Here is an 18047-nt window from a genome sequence, read left to right on the forward strand (position 1 = left end):
TAGGTTATTGTTTGAGCATAATCTTTTCGGAAAACCGCTACGCACTTTTCCGGATCATGCTCTAAAGCCTCGTCTACTCCGCCAGGCTCGGCAGATCGAGCCCCTTGTCGCGCGCGCACTCGATCGCGATGTCGTAGCCTGCATCGGCGTGGCGCATGACGCCGGTGGCGGGATCGTTCCACAGCACGCGCTCGATCCGCTTCGCAGCCTCGGGCGTGCCGTCGGCGACGATCACCATGCCCGCGTGCTGCGAATAGCCGATGCCGACGCCGCCGCCATGATGCAGCGACACCCAGGTCGCTCCGCTGGCGCAATTGAGCAGCGCATTGAGCAGCGGCCAATCGGACACCGCATCCGATCCGTCCTTCATCGCCTCGGTCTCGCGGTTGGGGCTCGCCACCGAGCCGCTGTCGAGATGATCGCGGCCGATCACGATCGGCGCTTTCAATTCGCCACGCGCCACCATCTCGTTGAAGGCAAGACCGAGGCGATGGCGGTCGCCGAGGCCGACCCAGCAGATGCGTGCTGGCAGGCCCTGGAATTTGATGCGGGCCTTCGCCATGTCGAGCCAATTGTGCAGATGCTTGTCGTCAGGCATCAGCTCCTTGACCTTGGCATCGGTCTTGAAGATGTCCTCGGGATCGCCCGACAGCGCGGCCCAGCGGAACGGCCCGACGCCGCGGCAAAACAGCGGGCGGATATAGGCGGGCACGAAGCCGGGGAAATCGAACGCGTTCTTCAGGCCCATATCCTGCGCCATCTGGCGAATGTTGTTGCCGTAGTCGAGCGTCGGAATGCCCTGCGCATGGAAATCCAGCATGGCCTGGACATGCGCGACCATCGACGTCTTCGAGGCGCGCTCCACTGCCTTCGGATCGGACGCGCGCTTGGCTTCCCATTCGGCAAGCGTCCAGCCCTTCGGCAAATAGCCGTTGATGGGATCGTGCGCGCTGGTCTGGTCGGTGACGATGTCGGGTTTGACGCCGCGGCGCACCAGCTCAGGGAAGATCTCCGCGGCGTTGCCGAGCAGGCCGACCGAGACCGCCTTGTTCGTCTTCGCGGCGTCCGCCATGATCGCGAGCGCTTCATCAAGCGTTGCGGCTTGCCGGTCGAGATAACCGGTCCGCAGGCGCATCTCGATGCGGCTCGGCTGGCATTCGACCGCAAGCATCGAAGCGCCGGCCATGGTCGCCGCCAGCGGCTGCGCGCCGCCCATGCCTCCCAAGCCGGCCGTGAGAATCCATTTACCGGCGAGGCTGCCGCCGTAATGACGCCGACCGACCTCGACGAAGGTTTCATAGGTGCCCTGCACGATGCCCTGGCTGCCGATATAGATCCAGGAGCCCGCCGTCATCTGGCCGTACATCATCAGGCCCTGGCGATCGAGCTCGTTGAAATGATCGAGCGTCGCCCAATGCGGCACGATGTTGGAATTCGCGATCAGCACGCGCGGTGCATCGGCATGGGTGCGGAACACGCCGACCGGCTTGCCGGACTGCACCAGCAGCGTCTGGTCGGCTTCGAGCTTGCGCAAGGCCGCAACGATCCGGTCAAAACTCTCCCAGTCGCGCGCGGCGCGGCCGATGCCGCCATAGACGACGAGCTCGCTCGGGCGTTCCGCGACGTCAGGGTCGAGATTGTTCATCAGCATGCGCAGCGGCGCTTCCGTGAGCCAGCTCTTGGCGCTGATGTCGCTGCCGCGGGGAGCGCGGATGGTACGGTCATTGTCCAGACGGCGGTTCATGCGGGCCTCTTCAGACGAGTCTCGGAAACGGATCGGTGGGAAGCTGGGCGAGCGCAGCAGCTGGAAGCGCATCGGCCTCGATCAATGCAGCGGCCTTGGCCAGATCACCGGCCATGTAGCGATCGGCGCCCAGTGCGGGCACCTGCTCACGCAACGCGTCAATGACGGCGACCAGCGGCGCACTGGTTGCGTGCGGCGCGCGCAGCGTGATGCCCTGAGCGGCGACCAGAAGCTCGATGCCGAGGATGGCGGCGAGATTGTCGGCCATGTCGGACAGGCGCCGCGCAGCATGCGCGGCCATCGAGACATGATCTTCCTGATTGGCGCTGGTCGGCGTCGAATCGATCGAGCAGGCGAGCGCACGCTGCTTGTTCTCGGCATAGAGTGCGGCCGCCGTCACCTCGGCGATCATGAAGCCGGAATTGATGCCGGGATCGGGGGTGAGGAACGGCGGCAGGCCGAAATTGAGCGCGGGATCGACCAGCGTCGCGATGCGCCGCTCGCTGATCGCGCCGATCTCCGACAGCGCCAGCGCGATGGCATCTGCGGCAAACGCCACCGGCTCGGCGTGGAAATTGCCGCCGGAGACGATCTCCCCGGTCTCGACCAGCACCAGCGGGTTGTCGGTGACGGCATTGGCCTCCACGATCAGCGTGCGCGCCGCCTGCGTGATCAGATCGAGCGCGGCACCGGCAACCTGTGGCTGGCAGCGCAGGCAATAGGGATCCTGCACACGCTCGTCGCCTTCCAGGTGAGAGAGGCGGATGTCGCTGCCGTCGAGCAGCGCGGTCAGCGTCGCGGCCGCCGCGATCTGGCCGGCATGACCACGCAGCGCCTGAATTTCGGGGCGGAACGGTGCCGTTGAGGCCATCGCCGCATCCACTGACAGCGCGCCGGTCACGAGTGCGGCGCGGGCGAGGCGATATGCGCGCAGCACGCCCGATAGCGCGTAGGCGGTCGAGAATTGCGTGCCGTTGATCAGCGCGAGGCCTTCCTTGGGCCCAAGGGTCAGCGGCGTGAGGCCGGCGGCCGCGAGTGCCTCGCTGCCGGATACAGTCTTGCCATCGATGATCGCCTGCCCTTGGCCGATCATCACGGCCGTCATATGCGCAAGCGGTGCCAGATCGCCGGAGGCGCCGACCGAGCCCTGCTGCGGCACCAGCGGATAGACGCCACGGGCCAGCATGTCCTGCAACTGCTCGATCACCACGCGGCGCACGCCGGAAGCGCCGCGGCCGAGCGAGACGATCTTCAGCGCCATCATCAGGCGGACGATGGGCTCCGGCGTCGGCTGGCCGACGCCGCAGCAGTGCGAGACGATCAGGTTGCGCTGAAGCAGCGCGGTCTGGTCCGGCGGAATGCGCTTCGATGCGAGCTTCCCGAAGCCGGTGTTGATGCCGTAGACGGGGACGTCGGCCTGCGCGGCCTGCGCAACGATCAGCGCAGCCGTATCGACACGCGGCCAGAACGAAGGATCGAGCACGACGGGGGCGCCTTCGAGCACGCGTGAGAGATCGTCGAGGCTCACTGTTCCCGGCTTGACGACGATCGCTGTCTCCTGCTCCGTCACTGCCCCCTCCATACCCGCTGGTGCAGCGGATTGAAGCCGATGCGGTAGACCAGCTCGGCCGGCCGGTCGATGTCCCAGACCGCGAGATCGCACCATTTTCCGGCATCCAGTGTGCCGGTCTCTTGCAGCAGGCCGAGCGCCCGCGCGCCTTCACGGGTGACGCCGGCGAGGCACTCGGCCACATTCATCCGGAACAATGTCGCGCCCATGTTCATCGCGAGCAGCAGCGAGGTCAGTGGCGAGCTGCCGGGATTGCAGTCGGTCGCCAGCGCCATGGGAACGTTGTGCTTGCGGAACGTTTCGACCGGCGGCTTCTGCGTCTCGCGAATGAAGTAGAACGCGCCGGGCAACAACACCGCCACCGTGCCGGCCCTCGCCATGGCGGCGGCACCGGCCTCGTCGGTGTGCTCGAGATGATCGGCCGAGAGCGCCGAGAATTTCGCGGCAAGCGCGGCGCCGCCGAGATTCGAGAGCTGGTCGGCATGGAGCTTGACCGGCAGTCCAAGTCCCCTCGCCGTTTCGAACACCCGCGCAGTCTGTTCGGCGGAGAATGCGATGCCCTCCATGAAGGCATCGACGGCATCGGCGAGGCCCGCGTTTGCGATCGCCGGCAGCATCTCCTTGCAGACGAGATCGATGTAACCATCCTTGTCGCCCCCCGCCTCGACCGGCAGCGCATGCGCGCCCAAGAACGACGTGCGGATCGTAACCGGCCGCTCACGGCCGAGGCTGCGCCCAGCCGCGAGCTGGCGCATCTCGGTTTCTGTGTCGAGGCCGTAGCCGGACTTGATCTCGACGGTGGTGGCGCCCTCGCCGATCAACGCGTCGAGCCGCGGCAGCGCGCCTGCGACGAGCTCGGCTTCGCTCGCCTTGCGCGTTGCCGCCACAGTCGAGACGATGCCGCCGCCGGCGCGCGCGATCTCCTCGTAGCTCGCCCCTTTCAGGCGCAGCTCGAATTCATGCGCGCGGTTGCCGCCATAGACCAGATGGGTATGGCAGTCGACGAGACCGGGCGTAATCCAGCGCCCCTCGCAATCGATCCGCTCGATCGCGTCAGCGTCGAGCGGAAAGTCCGCTTTCGCGCCCGCATAGGCGATGTGGCCGCCGCGTGCGGCGATGACACCATGCTCGATCTCGCCAAGATCGGGACGATCGACCCGCATCGTCGCGAGGCGGGCATTGTGCCAGATCCGGTCGAAGCGCTCTGCCATGCGGGTATCCATTCGCCTTGGGGATGCTTGACTTATATGTCTAGACATATAATCGTAAGACGGTTCTGTCCAGCCGGCGTGTAGATCATGACCCGACTGCATTTCGCTTCCGCGCTCCTGCCTTCCGGCTGGGCCAATGACGTGCAGGTGGTGATCGCCGCCGGCGCGATCGCCGCGGTGACGCCGGGCGTGGCGCCCTCCGCCGGCGACGAACGCCATGCCATCGCGCTTCCCGGACTTGCGAGCCTGCACAGCCACGCCTTCCAGCGCGGCATGGCAGGCCTTGCCGAATTGCGCGGCGATTCCACCGACACGTTCTGGACCTGGCGCGAGACGATGTATCGCTTTGCGCTGGCGATGACGCCTGACGAGGTCGCGGCTGTGGCGACGCTGCTCTATGTCGAGATGCTCGAGCAGGGTTTTACCCGCGTCGGCGAATTCCACTATCTGCACCACGACCGCGACGGGTCGCCCTACGCTGACCCCGCCGAGATGGCCACGCGGATTGCACAGGCCGCCGAAGCCACGGGCATTGCGCTGACGTTGTTGCCGACTTTCTATGCGCATGGCTCGTTTGGAGGCGCAGCGCCGCATGCCGGGCAGCGCCGCTTCATCTGCTCGGTCGATCAGTTCGCCGCATTGATCACGGCCTCGCTCCAGGCGATCAGCGCCTTGCCCGGCGCCAATATCGGCATCGCGCCGCACAGTTTGCGCGCGGTCACGCCGGACGAGCTCGCCGCGATTCTTCCGCTCGCCGAGGGCGGGCCGGTGCACATTCATGCCGCCGAGCAGGTGAAGGAGGTCGAGGATTGCCTCGCCTGGTCGGGTTGCCGTCCGGTTCAATGGCTGCTGGAGCATGCGCCCGTCGATCAACGCTGGTGCCTCATTCACGCGACCCACATGACGAGTGAGGAAGTGACGGCTTTCGCCAAGACGGGCGCGGTCGCCGGCCTTTGCCCGATCACGGAGGCGAGCCTCGGCGACGGCACTTTTTCAGCGCGGGAGTTCGTCGACGCCGGCGGCTCTTTCGGCATCGGTACCGATTCCAACGTGTTGATCGGCGCCGCAGACGAGTTGCGCCAGCTCGAATACGGCCAGCGGCTCAAGCACCGCCAGCGCAACGTCCTCTCCGGCGGCGCAGGTCGCTCTACGGGACGCTCGCTGTTCGACGGGGCGCTCGCCGGCGGCGCGCGGGCGCTGGCGCAGCCGACGGTCGGCCTCACACCCGGCGCGCGCGCCGACATCATCACGCTCGACACGGCGCATCCATCGCTGGCGGGACGCGCGCAGGATGCCGTCATCGACGGCTGGATTTTTTCTGCCGGCGGCGCCGCCATCGATTGCGTCTGGGCCGGGGGCAACAAGGTGGTCGAGCGCGGTCAGCATGGATTGCGCCAAGCCGCACGCGAGCGCTTCAACGCATCGATGCGGAGGCTCGTTGCATGAGCCTCGTCACCGATGCCGACAAGCCGACGCTCTACAAGCGCATCCGCGCCGACATCGAGCAGCGCATCCTGACCGGCGAATGGCCGCCCGGACATCGTATTCCCTTCGAGCATGAGCTGGTGGCGCGCTACGGCTGCTCGCGCATGACCGTGAACAAGGCGCTGTCTGAGCTGGCGCAGGCCGATCTGATCGAGCGGCGCCGGCGCGCCGGCTCGTTCGTGCGACGGCCGCAGCACCAGTCGGCGGTGCTCAAGATCGCTGACATCCGCGCCGAGATCACGGCGCTCGGGCGCTCTTACGGCTACGAGCTGATCGGCCGCAAGCTGCGCGCGGCGACGGCCGCCGACCGCGACCGGCTCGGCGTGAAGAAGGCCAACAAGGTGGTCGCGATCACCTGCCGGCACAGCGCCGACAAGGTCCCGTTCGCGGTCGAGGACAGGCTGATCGATCTCTCGTCCGTTCCTGACGCCGCGACCGCGGATTTCTCGCGCGAGCCGCCCGGCTCCTGGCTGCTTCACCATGTCCCATGGACCGAGGCCGAGCACACGATCAGCGCCATCGTTGCGGACGACCGTGCGGCGGAAGCGCTCGCGATCGCCGTCGGCGCCCCCTGTCTCGTGATCGACCGCTATACCTGGCGCAGCGCACGCACGATCACCGCCGTGCGCCTGCTCTATCCCGGTGACTCACACCGCCTTGTCGCGCGATTCAAGGGAGGCTGAGAGGATATGTCGGCACAAATCGTGCAACGCTTCGCGGAACCGCCCATATGGGCCGGCAGAGATCAACAGGACGTCAAACCATCGATCGGCAAGAGGACGATAATCATGCGTAATTCGACAGTATTTGCGACAATCATTGCTCTCGCGGCCTCCACTCCGGCGCTCGCCCAGGACGTCAAGGTCGGCATCGGCATTTCCGGATGGACCGGCTTCGCGCCGCTGACGCTGGCGAAGGAGGCCGGCATCTTCAAGAAAAACGGCCTCGACGTCACCATCAAGAAGATCCCGCAGAAGGACCGCCATCTCGCCATCGCCTCCGGCGACATCCAGTGTGCGGCGACCACCGTTGAGACCTGGATCTCCTGGAACGCCAACGGCGTCGCCACCAAGCAGATCTTCCAGCTCGACAAGAGCTATGGCGCCGACGGGATGGCTGTGCGCAACGACATCGCCGCGATCAAGGACCTGAAGGGCAAGACCGTCGCCGCCTCCGCGCCGGGCACCTCGCCCTACTTTGCACTGGCCTGGATGCTGAAGAAGAACGGCCTCACCACCAAGGACGTGACCGTGGTGAACCTCGAGCCGGCGGCGGCCGCGCAGGCCTTCGTCTCCGGCCAGAACGATGCAGCGATGACTTATGAGCCATACTTGTCGACCGTGCGTGCCGCGCCGGACAAGGGCAAGATCATCGCCACCACGCTGGACTATCCGATGGTCATGGACACGTTCGGCTGCACGCCGAAGTTCCTCACCGACAATCCCAAGGCCGCCAAGGCGCTCGCCGACAGCTATTTCGAGGCGCTCGAGATGATCGCCAAGGACCAGGCCAAGTCCTACGAGATCATGGGCGCCGACGTGAAGCAGACCGCCGAGCAGTTCGGCAACTCGGCGAAATACCTGCGCTGGCAGGACAAGGCGGCGAACCAGAAGTTCTTCGCAGGCGAGTTCCTGACCTTCAACAAGGAGGCCGCCGAGCTCCTGCTCGAGATCGGCATCATCAAGGCCGTGCCGAAGGTCGAGGACCTCTACGACGCGAGCTTCATCAAGTAACGTTCTCCAAGCTGCCGGTTCCGCCTCAAGCGGAGCCGGCGCACCATTCGGATACAGTTTGATGCGTCCCCTGGATCCCGTGACATCGAAGCAACGTGCGGCATATGGCCTGGCGTTCTTCGTGCTGTTCGTCGCCCTCTGGTCGTGGGCGACGTTCGGCGGCCATGTGTCGAAGACCTTCCTCGCCAATCCGCTCACCATGGTGCAGGAAGGCCTCGAGCTGCTCACCAAGCACGGCTTCCTGTTCGACATCGGCATGACGATCTGGCGCGTCGTCGGCGGCTTTGCACTCGCGGCGGTCATTGCGGTGCCGCTCGGCGTGCTGATGGGCGCCTACAAGCCGGTCGAAGCCTTCCTCGAACCCTTCGTCTCATTTGCACGCTATTTGCCCGCCTCGGCCTTCATCCCGCTGCTGATCCTGTGGGCCGGCATCGGCGAGCTGCAGAAGCTGCTCGTCATCTTCATCGGCTCGGTGTTCCAGGTCATCCTGATGGTCGCGGTGACGGTCGGCGCCACGCGGCGCGATCTGGTCGAGGCCGCCTACACGCTGGGCGCCAGCGACCGCGGCATCATCCGCCGCGTGCTGCTGCCTTCCTCCGCGCCGGAGATCGCAGAGATCCTGCGGCTGGTGCTGGGCTGGGCCTGGACCTACGTCATCGTCGCCGAGCTGATCGGCTCGTCCTCGGGCATCGGTCATATGATCACCGACGCCAGGCGCTGCTCAACACCGGCCAGATCATCTTCGGCATCATCGTGATCGGCTTGATCGGCCTGATCTCGGACTTCCTGTTCAAGGCGTTCAATGCCTGGCTGTTTCCCTGGAAGCTCGCATGACCATTCTTAAGGTTGAGCAGGTCTCGCGCACCTTCCCCGCGCGTCACGGCAACGCGCCGACCAGGGCGCTGGAGCCGACCGATCTCACCATCGGCAACAACGACTTCGTCACCATCCTCGGTCCCTCCGGCTGCGGCAAGTCCACGCTGCTGCGTATCGTCGCCGGTCTCGACCGTCCGACCGGCGGCCGCGTCACGCTCGATGGACGCGAGGTGACCGGCCCAGGCGCCGATCGCGGCATGGTGTTCCAGTCCTACACGCTGTTCCCCTGGCTCACGGTGCGCGAGAACATCGCCTTCGGCCTGCGCGAGCGCGGCGTGTCCGAGGCGGAGCGACACAAGATCGCCGATGCCTTCATCCGCCAGGTCGGGCTGTCCGGCTTCGAAAACCATTGGCCCAAGCAGCTCTCCGGCGGCATGCAGCAGCGCACCGCGATCGCACGCGCGCTCGCCAACGATCCGAAGATCCTGCTGCTCGACGAGCCGTTCGGCGCGCTCGACAACCAGACCCGCGCCTTGATGCAGGAGATGCTGCTCGGGATCTGGGAACGCGACCAGAAGACCGTGCTGTTCGTGACCCACGATATCGAGGAAGCCATCTTCCTCGGCAGCCGCGTCATCGTCATGAGCGCGCGCCCCGGCCGCATCAAGGCCGAAATCAATGTGGACCTGCCGCATCCGCGCTCCTACAAGATCAAGACCACGCCGGAATTCGTCCAGTTGAAGGAACGGCTGGTCGAGGAGATCCGGACCGAGGCGCTCAAGGTTGCCGAACATGCCTGACACCCAGCCCCGCGCCGACGGCCATCGCGTTCTTGCCGACCTCCACGCACTGCGCGCCTTTGGCGCCCACAAGACCGGCGTGCACAAGCCGACCTTCTCCGAGCCGCACAAGCTGTCACTGGAGTGGCTCGTCCAGAAGCTGCCCGAGGCCGAGCTCTCCGCGACGATTGACGGCATCGGCAATGTGTTCGGGACGAGCTCGAAGTCCGGACCGAAACTGCTGGCGGGCTCGCACCTGGAAAGCCAGAACTATGCCGGCTGGCTCGACGGCCCGCTCGGCGTCGTCTATGCGCTCGAGGCGGCGCGCGTGCTCAATGCCGACGCTTCGGTGAACGGCGCGGTGGAAGTTGCCGCCTGGTGCGACGAGGAGGGACATTTTGGTCATTTCCTCGGCTCGCGCTCCTATGTCGGACAGGTGACGGAGGCCGACATCGACGCGGCGCGCGACCGCACAAGCGGGCGCACCATGCGCGATGCCCTTGCCGACATGGGGCTCGCGGAGCGTCCGCGCATCACCGCCGAGCCGGGACGGCACATCGGTTATCTCGAGGCGCATATCGAGCAGGGCGACACGCTCGAAAGCGGGCGCCTGGCGATCGGCGTCGTGACGTCCATCGTCGGCATCTGGCAGTACCAGATCAACTTTGCCGGCGAGCAGAACCATGCCGGCACCACGCGCATGGCGGTGCGCAAGGATGCGGGCCTGGCGCTGGCCAAGTTCTGCGTGGCGATCGACGAGCGTTTCCCCGCCGCCTGCGGCCCGCGCACGGTCTGGACCACCGGCCGCATCACGCTCGATCCGGGCGCACCGAGCATCATTCCCGGTGGCGCGGAGATGTTGTTCCAGATCCGCGACGACGACCCGTTTGTCATCGCGCGGCTGGAGCAACTGCTGCGGACCATGGCGGACGAAGCCAGCGCAAATGGCCCCTGCACCGTTACGGTGACGAAGCTGCGCACCGGCGCACCCGCGATGATGAACGCGGGCTTTCAGGACGCGATCGAGGCCGCGAGCAAGGCCGTCGCCGGCGGCCGTTCCATCCGGATGCCGAGCGGGGCCGGCCACGATGCGCAGATGCTGGCGACCGTCATGCCCGCCGGCATGCTGTTCGTGCCGTCGATCGGCGGCATCAGCCATCACTGGACCGAGAACACGGCGGATGCCGACATCGTGACGGGCGCAGAGGTGTTCGTCGAGGCGTGCCGGCGGATCCTCGGGGGCTAGGTCGAGGCATGCAGCCGTTGAGCGCCTGCCACGACCATTCGAGCAGGGCTCTGCCATAAAGCCGCGGCAATCCTCGGGCCTGTCGACCGTCTCCTCCCCTGCTTCCCGGAGTTCCCATGTCTTCTGCCGACCGGCCGGCGACCCGCCTCGCCACCCGGCTTGCCTTCCTCGTTGCGGGCTTCGGCATCGCGTGCTGGGCACCCCTGGTGCCGTTCGCGAAGGCGCGGCTCGCGGTCGATGACGGCGTTCTCGGGCTGCTACTGCTCAGCCTCGGCATCGGCTCAGTGATCGCGATGCTGCTGACCGGCGTGCTCAGCGCGCGCTATGGCAGCAAACCGATTATCATCGCGGGCGGACTTGGTCTCACGTTGGTGCTGCCATTGCTGGCCATCGCGGCGTCGCCCGCGACGCTCGCGCTGGCGCTGTTCGTCTTCGGGGCCGCACTCGGCTCCATTGACGTCGCCATGAATATCCACGCCGTGGAAGTGGAGCGCGCCGCGCGACGCCCGCTGATGTCCGGCTTCCACGCCCTGTTCAGCATCGGCGGCTTCGCCGGTTCCGCGCTGATGACGGCGCTGCTCTCTCTGCAGCTCGGCGCGCTCGCCTCGACGTTGATCTGCTCCGTGCTGATGCTGATCGCGATGCTCGTGACCTGGCCGCGCCTGCTTCGCTCGGTGCAGGTGCAGGAAGGCCCATTGTTCGTGCTGCCGCATGGATCGGTGCTGCTGCTGGCGCTGCTCGGCGCCATCACCTTCCTGGTCGAAGGCGCAATGCTCGATTGGGGCGCGCTGCTCGTGATCGGCGCCGGGCTCGTCAGCGAGGCCCAAGGCGGCATCGGCTACATCGTGTTCTCGATCGCGATGACGATCGGCCGGCTTAGCGGCGACGCCATCGTTGCGCGCATCGGAGACCGCACGACATTGCTGTGGGGCAGCCTCATCGCGATCGCCGGCTTCGTGGTGCTGCTCACCGCGCCCGTGGCGGCGGTCGCCATCGCCGGATTCCTGCTGATCGGGCTCGGCGCCTCGAACCTCGTGCCCGTGCTATTCCGCCGGGCGGCGCAACAAAAGGTGATGCCCACGGGACTTGCGGTCGCGGCGATCACGACGGCCGGTTATGCAGGCGTCCTGCTGGGCCCTGCCGGCGTCGGCTTCGTCGCACAGCTCGGCGGACTGCCGCTGGCATTCTGGCTGCTGGCCGCCTTGATGGGTCTCGTCACGTTGACCGCCCGGACCGTCACCGCGGAGCAGCGCCGGACCTTGCATGTCGATGCGTGACCGGACTCGCGTCGGCTTTGACCGATGAGGAGGTGGACCGCCACAGCCGGCGAGCCACCTTCTTCAGGCTCTAGCCTCCGACTGCCGCAGCGCGCCGCGGCAGCTTCCAGCCCGGCCGGATGAAGTGGCAGGTGTAGCCGTCAGGATAACGTTCGAGATAATCCTGGTGCTCGGGCTCGGCCTCCCAGAACTCGCGCGCGGGCGCGACCTCGGTCACCACCTTGCCGGGCCACAGGCCGGACGCCTCGACGTCGGCGATGGTGTCTTCGGCGATCCGCTTCTGCTCCTCGCTGGTGTAGAAGATCGCCGACCGGTAGCTCGTGCCGATATCGTTGCCCTGACGGTTGAGCGTGGTCGGATCATGGATCTGGAAGAAGAACTCCAGCATGGTCCGGAAGCTGGTCCTGGCCGGATCGAACACGATCTCGATCGCTTCGGCATGGCCTTCGTGATTGCGGTAGGTGGCGTTCTTGACGTGCCCACCGGTGTAACCGACGCGGGTGGAGATCACGCCCGGCTGCTTGCGGATCAGATCCTGCATGCCCCAGAAGCAGCCGCCGGCCAAAACTGCGCGTTCCGTCGTCATGTGATGTGCTCCCAATGATCGCTCAAAAGCTTGTCCATCATATAGGCTTTCGGCCGCCCGGCCGAAAGCCGCGCGTTGACGCCCACCCGGTCGCCCATTGCGGAAAACACCCTCTCCCCAACCCTCTCCCGCAAGCGGGAGAGGGAGCGCACCTCCGCCTTTGCAGCGATCTAACCTCAGTGCATCGCCCTAGACCAGCTTGGCGTCGAGCGTGATGGCGGCGTTGAGCACCTTGGATACCGGGCAGTTCTTCTCGGCTTCGCCGGCGAAGCGGGCGAAGCCGGCATCATCTAGATTCGGCACCTTCGCCCGCAGGGTCAGGGCGGATTTGCTGATCTTGAAGCCCTTGCCCTCGGGCTCGAGCGTGACGGCGGCTTCGGTCGAGAGCTCGTCCGGCGTGAAACCCGCCATCTGCAGGCCGAAGGCGAGCGCCATGGTGAAGCAGCCGGCATGGGCCGCGGCGATCAACTCTTCGGGATTGGTGCCCTTCTCGTTCTCGAAGCGGGTCTTGAATGAATAGGGCGTCCCGGCAAGCACGCCGGATTCGCTCGACAGATGGCCTGTGCCATCGCGACCAGTGCCCTTCCAGACTGCTGTTGCCTTGCGGATCATCTAAAGGTCTCCTTGTTTGCCTAAACCGGATCGAACGCGCGGATCGGCGGTAGATTGCCGGTGAACTTCTCCACCTCGACGGTCGTCAACTGGCCGGTGCAGCCCTGCGCCAGGGACGAGGTGCCGACGTCGCGGGTCAGCACGTTCGGATTGCCGTGAACGCAGAGCGGCGCCTCGTCTTCCGGATCCATCGGATCGTACCACGCGCCGGTCGGCAGCTGAACCACGCCTGATACGATGCCGTCGGTGACGCGGACCGCGGCGAGACAGGCACCGCGCTCGTTGAACAGGCGGATGATGTCGCCGTCCTTGATGCCGCGCGCCTGTGCATCGACCGGGTTCATGCGCGCGACCTCGCGGCCGCGATGCTTTGAGCCCAGCGAATGTCCGCCGAAATCGAGCTGGCTGTGCAGGCGCGTCACGGGCTGGTTGGCGACGAGGAAGCACGGTGCCCCCGGCTTGGGAACATCGGTCTTGTCGAGCCAGACCGGATGTCCGGGACAATCCGCATCACCGTGCCCCGCGATCTTGGCCGAGTAGATCTCGATGCGTCCGCTCGGCGTCGGCAAAGCGTGATTAACGGGATCCTCGCGGAAGCGGCGCAGCCGGCCGCCGTCATCGGGCTGCTGCGGCACGACCAGGCTGCCGCGCGCCCAGAATTCTTCGAAGCTCGGCGCTTCGAGGCCGCGCTTGGCGAGCGATGCGCGGGTCGGCTCGTAGAGATGCTCCAGCCATTGCCGCGACGTGCGCCCTTCGGTGAACGGCTCGCGCGCCCCGAGACGCTCGGCGAGATCGGCGAAGATATCGTAATCGTCACGCGCGAGCCCAAACGGCTCGGCGATCCGGTGCATCGCGACCATCAGGGGATCGTTGGTGGAATAGCCGATGTCCTCGCGCTCCAGCGTCATCGTCGCGGGCAGCACGATATCGGCGTGACGGGCGGTGGCGGTCCAGGCGAGCTCGTGCACGACCAGCGTGTCCACCTTCGCGAAGGCCTTGCGCAGGCGGTTGATATCCTGATGGTGATGGAAGGGATTGCCGCCCGCCCAGTAGACCAGACGAATATCCGGATAGGTGCGCGTCTCGCCGTTGTAGCGATAGGTGGCGCCGGGATTGAGCAGCATGTCGGCGATGCGCGCCACCGGAATGAAATCGGCAACGCCGTTGCGGCCCTGCCCCAGCGTCGGTCCCGGCACGTCGTTGACGCGGCGCCCGTAATAGCCGATCGCACCCAGCGAATAGGCATAGCCGCCGCCGGGAAGGCCGATCTGGCCGAGGGCCGCCGCCAGCACCATGCCCATCCACACCGGCTGCTCGCCATGCTCGGCGCGCTGCAGCGAATGGGAGACGGTGACGAGCGCGCGCTTTCCGGCGAGACGCCGCGCCAGCTTGCGGATCGCATCCGCACTGACGCCTGAGATCGCGGCGGCCCATTCGGCATGCTTGGCTTGCCCGTCGCTCTCACCGTTGAGATATCGCAGGAAGATTGCCCAGCCCTCGGTGTAGCGATCGAGGAAGGCCTGGTCGTGCAGCTTCTCACTGACCAGCGTATGGACGATGCCGAGCATCAAGGCAGTGTCGGTGCCGGGCACGCAACTCATCCATTCGGCGCCGGCCTCGACCGGCAGATCGTCGCGCAGCGGGCTGACCAGGATGAACTCGCAGCCGCGCGCCCGCGCCGCCGCCATGGCGCCGCGCTCGACATGCTTGCTGATCGAGCCGCCGGCCACCATGGAGTTCTTCAGCGCCATGCCGCCGAACGCCAGCACGATGTCGGTCTCGGCCGCGATCTGCTCCCAGGTGACGTTGCGCTTGGTGATGTCCTCGTAGCCGGCCAGGATCTGCGGCAGCAGCATCGAGGACGCACCGGACGAATAGGTGTTGACCGAGCGCACATAGCCGCCCAACGCGATATTGAGGAAGCGATGCACCTGGCTCTGGGCGTGATGGAAGCGCCCGGCACTTGACCAGCCATAGGAGCCGCCGAACACGGCGCCGGGTCCGCGATTGTCGCGAATGCGGCCAAGCTCGTCGCCGAGGAGATCCAGTGCCTTCTCCCAGCTGACGGAGACGAACTCGTCACGGCCGCGACGATCGTCGGGGCCCGGCCCGCGCTCGAGCCAGCCGCGGCGGATTGCCGGCTGGGCGATGCGCGCCTGGTGGCGGAGCGCGCCGGGAAAATTGTCGATGATGCCGTTCGGATCGGGATCGCCTGCATAGGCCCTGACCTCCAGCCCGGCCGCGCCCTGACGCGCGGAGAATACGCCCCAATGCGAGGTGTGCGGCTTGAAGCCGTCCGACAGGTCAAGACCGGGGTCGGGGAAGCCAATCGTATCGTCCATCTCTGATCCTTGTTCCGGCGGCGTCGGCAGGGGTGGTAATATACCGATCCGCTCCGGACGTCGTCGAGATCAGGGTTGACGGGAACGCTGACCTGCCCCGCGCAATGCCAGCCTCAAGGCCGTTGACACTCCCGAGCGTCGTCGAGCGCGTCATGTCGCTCGTTTTGGCGCCGACGCTGCATCATCCACGTGCGCAGCAATCGACCAGCAGATTCCAGATCCGCTGCGTCTCTTCTCTCTTGTTCGCCTCCGGCACGTTCTCCGCGCTCGACCGATCGAACGCGGCGATGGTGTGGGGTTGGCGAGGCACGATCCACCGCTCCGAAATCGGGTCGTACCATTTGCCGATATTTTCAGTCACGTCAGTCGACTCACAGGTTGACAGGCTCGGGCGATGCGCCCCGCGCGGTCCTCGTTGGAGCCCGTGTGGCGCCACCCGATTCACCAATCAGGAGATCGCATGTTCGTTCCCAGCCCGCCGGCGTCAGCCCGGCCGGGCCGGATGCAGCGTGCGCGGATGCCGCTCGTGCAGCAATCGCGCCAGCTCCTCACGCTCGGTGTCGCGGCCCTTCATCGCGGTCTCGAACAGTGCCTCCTGGATGTCGCGAGGCATGTCGCCCCATACGTCCATCGCCGCACGTCCGAGCAGGCCCACAAAATGATCCACTCCATCGCTCATTCGGCTCTCCCGATCTGCACACGGGAATGGAACAGCGGCGGCCGCTCCGCGTTCCACTGCCATCATTGTGAAAAGGAGACGTCTTTTATGGGATTCTTCACCAAGGACATCCAGTCGATGGAAGACCTGCTGCTGCACGGGCTCCAAGACATCCACTACGCGGAACAGCAGATCCTGAAGGCGCTGCCGAAGATGATCGACAAGGCCACCAACAGGGATCTCGTCGCCGGGCTGAAGGCGCATCTGGAAGAGACCAACAAGCAGGTCGAGCGCCTCGACAAGGTCTTCGCCAAGCTCGGCAAGGAGCCGAGCGGCACGCATTGCCCGGCCATCGACGGCCTGATCAAGGAAGCCGACGAGACCGCCGGCGAGATCGAGGACAAGGCCGTGCTGGACGCCGCGATCGTCGCCAACGCACAGGCGGTGGAGCATTATGAAATGTGCCGGTACGGCACGCTGATCGCCTGGGCGGAAGAGCTCGGCCACGACGACATCGTGCGCTTCCTCACCACCAATCTGAACGAAGAGAAGGCCGCCAACACCAAGCTGAACACGGTGGCCCTGCGCAAAGGCGTGAACGCCAAGGCGTCCAGCGCTGCGTGATTGAAAGCTACTGATTGAGAGTGGCGACGCCGGTAGTGCGGTGCCGCCACGGTGCTCGCCCGGATCAGATGAACGGCTTGCCACCGGTGACGGGCAACGTCGCCCCCGACGTGTAGCTCGACAGTGGATCGGCCAGCATGACATAGGCGGTTGCGAGCTCGGCCGGCTGGCCGGCGCGCTGCATCGGCACCTGCTTGCCGAAGTTCTTGACCCGTTCCTCCGACATGGTCGAGGGAATCAGCGGCGTCCAGATCGGCCCCGGGGCCACCGCATTGACCCGAATGCCCTTCTCGGCCAGCATCTGCGCAAGCCCGCCGGTGAAATTCTGGATCGCACCCTTGGTCGTGGCGTAGGCCAGCAGGCTCGGATTCGGCATGTCGGAGTTCACCGAGGCCGTGTTGATGATCGCGGAGCCCGGCCGCATGTGGGGGACGGCGGCTTTGGCCAGATAGAACATGGCGTGGATGTTGATCTCGAACGTCCGCCGCCATTCGTCGTCGCTGATATCCGCGATGTCCTTGAACGTCGCCTGATGGGCAGCGTTGTTGACGAGGATGTCGATGCCGCCGAGCTCCTCGACGGTGCGACGCACGATGGCGCTGCAATGTTCGGGATTGCTGATATCGCCCGGGATCAGGACGGCCTTGCGTCCCTCCCGTTCGACCAGCGCCTTGACCTCGGCCGCATCCTCCTCCTCGTTCAAATAGGAGATGACGATATCCGCGCCTTCCCGCGCATAGGCGATCGCCACCGCGCGGCCGATGCCGCTGTCGCCGCCCGTGATGATGGCCTTCTTTCCGGCAAGACGGCCGGAGCCCTTGTAACTCTCCTCGCCATGATCCGGGCGCGGCTGCATGGCCCGCGTCGAGCCCGGCATCAGCTGCTGCTGCGCAGGATAAGGCGGCTTTGGATAATTGGTCATGGACAACTCCCGGCGTTTGCTGCGCTAACGGAGCGCCGCCGGAAGTGTTCCTGGCGTTGATTCCGTCATCGCACAGCGTGGCCGCACCCCAGAGATCCGATTACAGCGGCTTGCGGAACTCTCGGCTAGAAAAACTCCCAAGGATCGCTCACCATGGCGGCACCTTGGAGGGCCATGTTGCGGAGAGCATCTTGAAACTCGCAGGTGTTTTAAAGTGCGCTAAGATATCTCAAGCAATCGGACACGGGCTTGACACCTGTAGCCAAATCGAACGAGCGGATTTTCGGTCTCCTGAGCGCAGCCGGCGTGTTCTGCATCTGGTCCGGCTTTCTCGTCTTCTCGAGGGCCGGCATGCAATCCGGCCTGACACCCTTCGATTTGACCGCACTTCGGTCCCTGGTCACCGGCGCCCTGGTTCTTCCGTTCGCCAAGGCCTGGTGAC

At 65.8% G+C, this 18047-nt stretch carries 16 protein-coding genes and 1 pseudogene; 9 read left to right on the forward strand and 8 right to left on the reverse strand.

The features are described 5' to 3' along the window. Positions 1-73: 73 nt before the first annotated feature. Genes hutU through hutI form a run of 3 tightly spaced genes read right to left on the reverse strand, consistent with a single transcriptional unit; the run spans position 74 to position 4525 of the window. A complete protein-coding gene (hutU, locus tag I6F36_RS23905; protein WP_225172297.1) occupies positions 74-1744 on the reverse strand; it encodes a urocanate hydratase in 1671 nt (556 codons plus the stop codon). Positions 1745-1754: 10 nt separating this feature from the next. Continuing rightward, positions 1755-3314 carry a histidine ammonia-lyase gene (gene hutH, locus I6F36_RS23910; RefSeq protein ID WP_225172298.1) on the reverse strand — a complete coding sequence of 520 codons (1560 nt, stop codon included), beginning with the start codon at positions 3312-3314 and terminating at the stop codon, positions 1755-1757. Continuing rightward, entirely contained in the window at positions 3311-4525 is a 1215-nt protein-coding gene (gene hutI, locus I6F36_RS23915; RefSeq protein WP_225172299.1) for an imidazolonepropionase, read from the reverse strand. The genes hutH and hutI overlap by 4 nt, the downstream gene beginning before the upstream one ends. Before the next feature lie 87 nt (positions 4526-4612). On the opposite strand from hutI, the gene I6F36_RS23920 reads away from it, so the two are divergent. The 7 genes and pseudogenes from I6F36_RS23920 to I6F36_RS23950 all read left to right on the forward strand — a co-directional run bounded on the left by I6F36_RS23920 (position 4613) and on the right by I6F36_RS23950 (position 11861). After that, entirely contained in the window at positions 4613-5971 is a 1359-nt protein-coding gene (locus I6F36_RS23920; protein WP_225172300.1) for a formimidoylglutamate deiminase, read from the forward strand. Then, positions 5968-6693 (forward strand): histidine utilization repressor, encoded by a 726-nt coding sequence (hutC, locus tag I6F36_RS23925; protein ID WP_225172301.1) that lies wholly within the window; start codon positions 5968-5970, stop codon positions 6691-6693. Before I6F36_RS23920 ends, hutC begins: the two co-directional genes overlap by 4 nt. Before the next feature lie 105 nt (positions 6694-6798). After that, on the forward strand, positions 6799-7743 hold the full coding sequence (locus I6F36_RS23930; protein ID WP_036008040.1) for an ABC transporter substrate-binding protein: 945 nt from the start codon (positions 6799-6801) through the stop codon (positions 7741-7743). Between the two features lie 61 nt (positions 7744-7804). Beyond that, positions 7805-8577, forward strand: a pseudogene (locus I6F36_RS23935) (ABC transporter permease). Continuing rightward, on the forward strand, positions 8574-9359 hold the full coding sequence (locus I6F36_RS23940; RefSeq protein WP_192893118.1) for an ABC transporter ATP-binding protein: 786 nt from the start codon (positions 8574-8576) through the stop codon (positions 9357-9359). Before I6F36_RS23935 ends, I6F36_RS23940 begins: the two are co-directional and overlap by 4 nt. Then, positions 9352-10584, forward strand: coding sequence for a Zn-dependent hydrolase (locus I6F36_RS23945; RefSeq protein WP_225172302.1), 1233 nt, complete (start codon positions 9352-9354; stop codon positions 10582-10584). The genes I6F36_RS23940 and I6F36_RS23945 overlap by 8 nt, the downstream gene beginning before the upstream one ends. A 116-nt stretch (positions 10585-10700) precedes the next feature. Then, complete coding sequence (locus I6F36_RS23950) at positions 10701-11861, forward strand: MFS transporter (protein WP_225114627.1); 1161 nt, start codon at positions 10701-10703, stop codon at positions 11859-11861. A gap of 70 nt (positions 11862-11931) precedes the next feature. On the opposite strand, the gene msrA is transcribed toward I6F36_RS23950, so the two are convergent. From msrA to I6F36_RS23970, 4 genes are all read right to left on the reverse strand, one after another. Continuing rightward, complete coding sequence (msrA, locus tag I6F36_RS23955) at positions 11932-12447, reverse strand: peptide-methionine (S)-S-oxide reductase MsrA (RefSeq protein WP_036008049.1); 516 nt, start codon at positions 12445-12447, stop codon at positions 11932-11934. Positions 12448-12636: 189 nt separating this feature from the next. Then, positions 12637-13059: an OsmC family protein gene (locus I6F36_RS23960; protein WP_225133244.1), complete on the reverse strand. Its 423-nt coding sequence runs from the start codon at positions 13057-13059 to the stop codon at positions 12637-12639. A gap of 20 nt (positions 13060-13079) precedes the next feature. After that, a complete protein-coding gene (locus I6F36_RS23965; RefSeq protein ID WP_225172303.1) occupies positions 13080-15401 on the reverse strand; it encodes a molybdopterin guanine dinucleotide-containing S/N-oxide reductase in 2322 nt (773 codons plus the stop codon). A gap of 484 nt (positions 15402-15885) precedes the next feature. After that, the gene (locus I6F36_RS23970; protein WP_036029310.1) at positions 15886-16080 is read right to left on the reverse strand and encodes a hypothetical protein; all 195 of its coding nucleotides are present in this window, start codon (positions 16078-16080) and stop codon (positions 15886-15888) included. Between the two features lie 87 nt (positions 16081-16167). Here I6F36_RS23970 and I6F36_RS23975 point away from each other — a divergent pair, with 87 nt between their 5' ends. Beyond that, positions 16168-16683, forward strand: a complete 516-nt coding sequence (locus I6F36_RS23975) for a ferritin-like domain-containing protein (protein WP_036008066.1) — start codon at positions 16168-16170, stop codon at positions 16681-16683. 64 nt (positions 16684-16747) lie between these two features. On the opposite strand, the gene I6F36_RS23980 is transcribed toward I6F36_RS23975, so the two are convergent. After that, positions 16748-17605 (reverse strand): SDR family oxidoreductase, encoded by an 858-nt coding sequence (locus I6F36_RS23980; RefSeq protein WP_225172304.1) that lies wholly within the window; start codon positions 17603-17605, stop codon positions 16748-16750. Positions 17606-17854: 249 nt separating this feature from the next. Here I6F36_RS23980 and I6F36_RS23985 point away from each other — a divergent pair, with 249 nt between their 5' ends. After that, positions 17855-18046 (forward strand): hypothetical protein, encoded by a 192-nt coding sequence (locus tag I6F36_RS23985; protein ID WP_157784018.1) that lies wholly within the window; start codon positions 17855-17857, stop codon positions 18044-18046. Position 18047 lies beyond the last annotated feature (1 nt).

It is taken from the genome of Bradyrhizobium sp. BRP19 (assembly GCF_020194195.1).
Taxonomy (GTDB): Bacteria; Pseudomonadota; Alphaproteobacteria; order Rhizobiales; family Xanthobacteraceae; genus Bradyrhizobium; species Bradyrhizobium yuanmingense.

What these genes read in the sequence shown, in the direction of transcription:
- msrA (WP_036008049.1), bottom strand. Translation starts at nt 12,447, where the DNA reads ATGACGACGGAACGCGCAGTTTTGGCCGGCGGCTGCTTCTGGGGCATG.
- I6F36_RS23920 (WP_225172300.1), top strand. Translation starts at nt 4,613, where the DNA reads ATGACCCGACTGCATTTCGCTTCCGCGCTCCTGCCTTCCGGCTGGGCC.
- I6F36_RS23940 (WP_192893118.1), top strand. Translation starts at nt 8,574, where the DNA reads ATGACCATTCTTAAGGTTGAGCAGGTCTCGCGCACCTTCCCCGCGCGT.
- I6F36_RS23930 (WP_036008040.1), top strand. Translation starts at nt 6,799, where the DNA reads ATGCGTAATTCGACAGTATTTGCGACAATCATTGCTCTCGCGGCCTCC.
- I6F36_RS23945 (WP_225172302.1), top strand. Translation starts at nt 9,352, where the DNA reads ATGCCTGACACCCAGCCCCGCGCCGACGGCCATCGCGTTCTTGCCGAC.
- I6F36_RS23980 (WP_225172304.1), bottom strand. Translation starts at nt 17,605, where the DNA reads ATGACCAATTATCCAAAGCCGCCTTATCCTGCGCAGCAGCAGCTGATG.
- hutU (WP_225172297.1), bottom strand. Translation starts at nt 1,744, where the DNA reads ATGAACCGCCGTCTGGACAATGACCGTACCATCCGCGCTCCCCGCGGC.
- I6F36_RS23970 (WP_036029310.1), bottom strand. Translation starts at nt 16,080, where the DNA reads ATGAGCGATGGAGTGGATCATTTTGTGGGCCTGCTCGGACGTGCGGCG.
- hutI (WP_225172299.1), bottom strand. Translation starts at nt 4,525, where the DNA reads ATGGCAGAGCGCTTCGACCGGATCTGGCACAATGCCCGCCTCGCGACG.
- I6F36_RS23975 (WP_036008066.1), top strand. Translation starts at nt 16,168, where the DNA reads ATGGGATTCTTCACCAAGGACATCCAGTCGATGGAAGACCTGCTGCTG.
- I6F36_RS23965 (WP_225172303.1), bottom strand. Translation starts at nt 15,401, where the DNA reads ATGGACGATACGATTGGCTTCCCCGACCCCGGTCTTGACCTGTCGGAC.
- hutC (WP_225172301.1), top strand. Translation starts at nt 5,968, where the DNA reads ATGAGCCTCGTCACCGATGCCGACAAGCCGACGCTCTACAAGCGCATC.
- I6F36_RS23950 (WP_225114627.1), top strand. Translation starts at nt 10,701, where the DNA reads ATGTCTTCTGCCGACCGGCCGGCGACCCGCCTCGCCACCCGGCTTGCC.
- I6F36_RS23960 (WP_225133244.1), bottom strand. Translation starts at nt 13,059, where the DNA reads ATGATCCGCAAGGCAACAGCAGTCTGGAAGGGCACTGGTCGCGATGGC.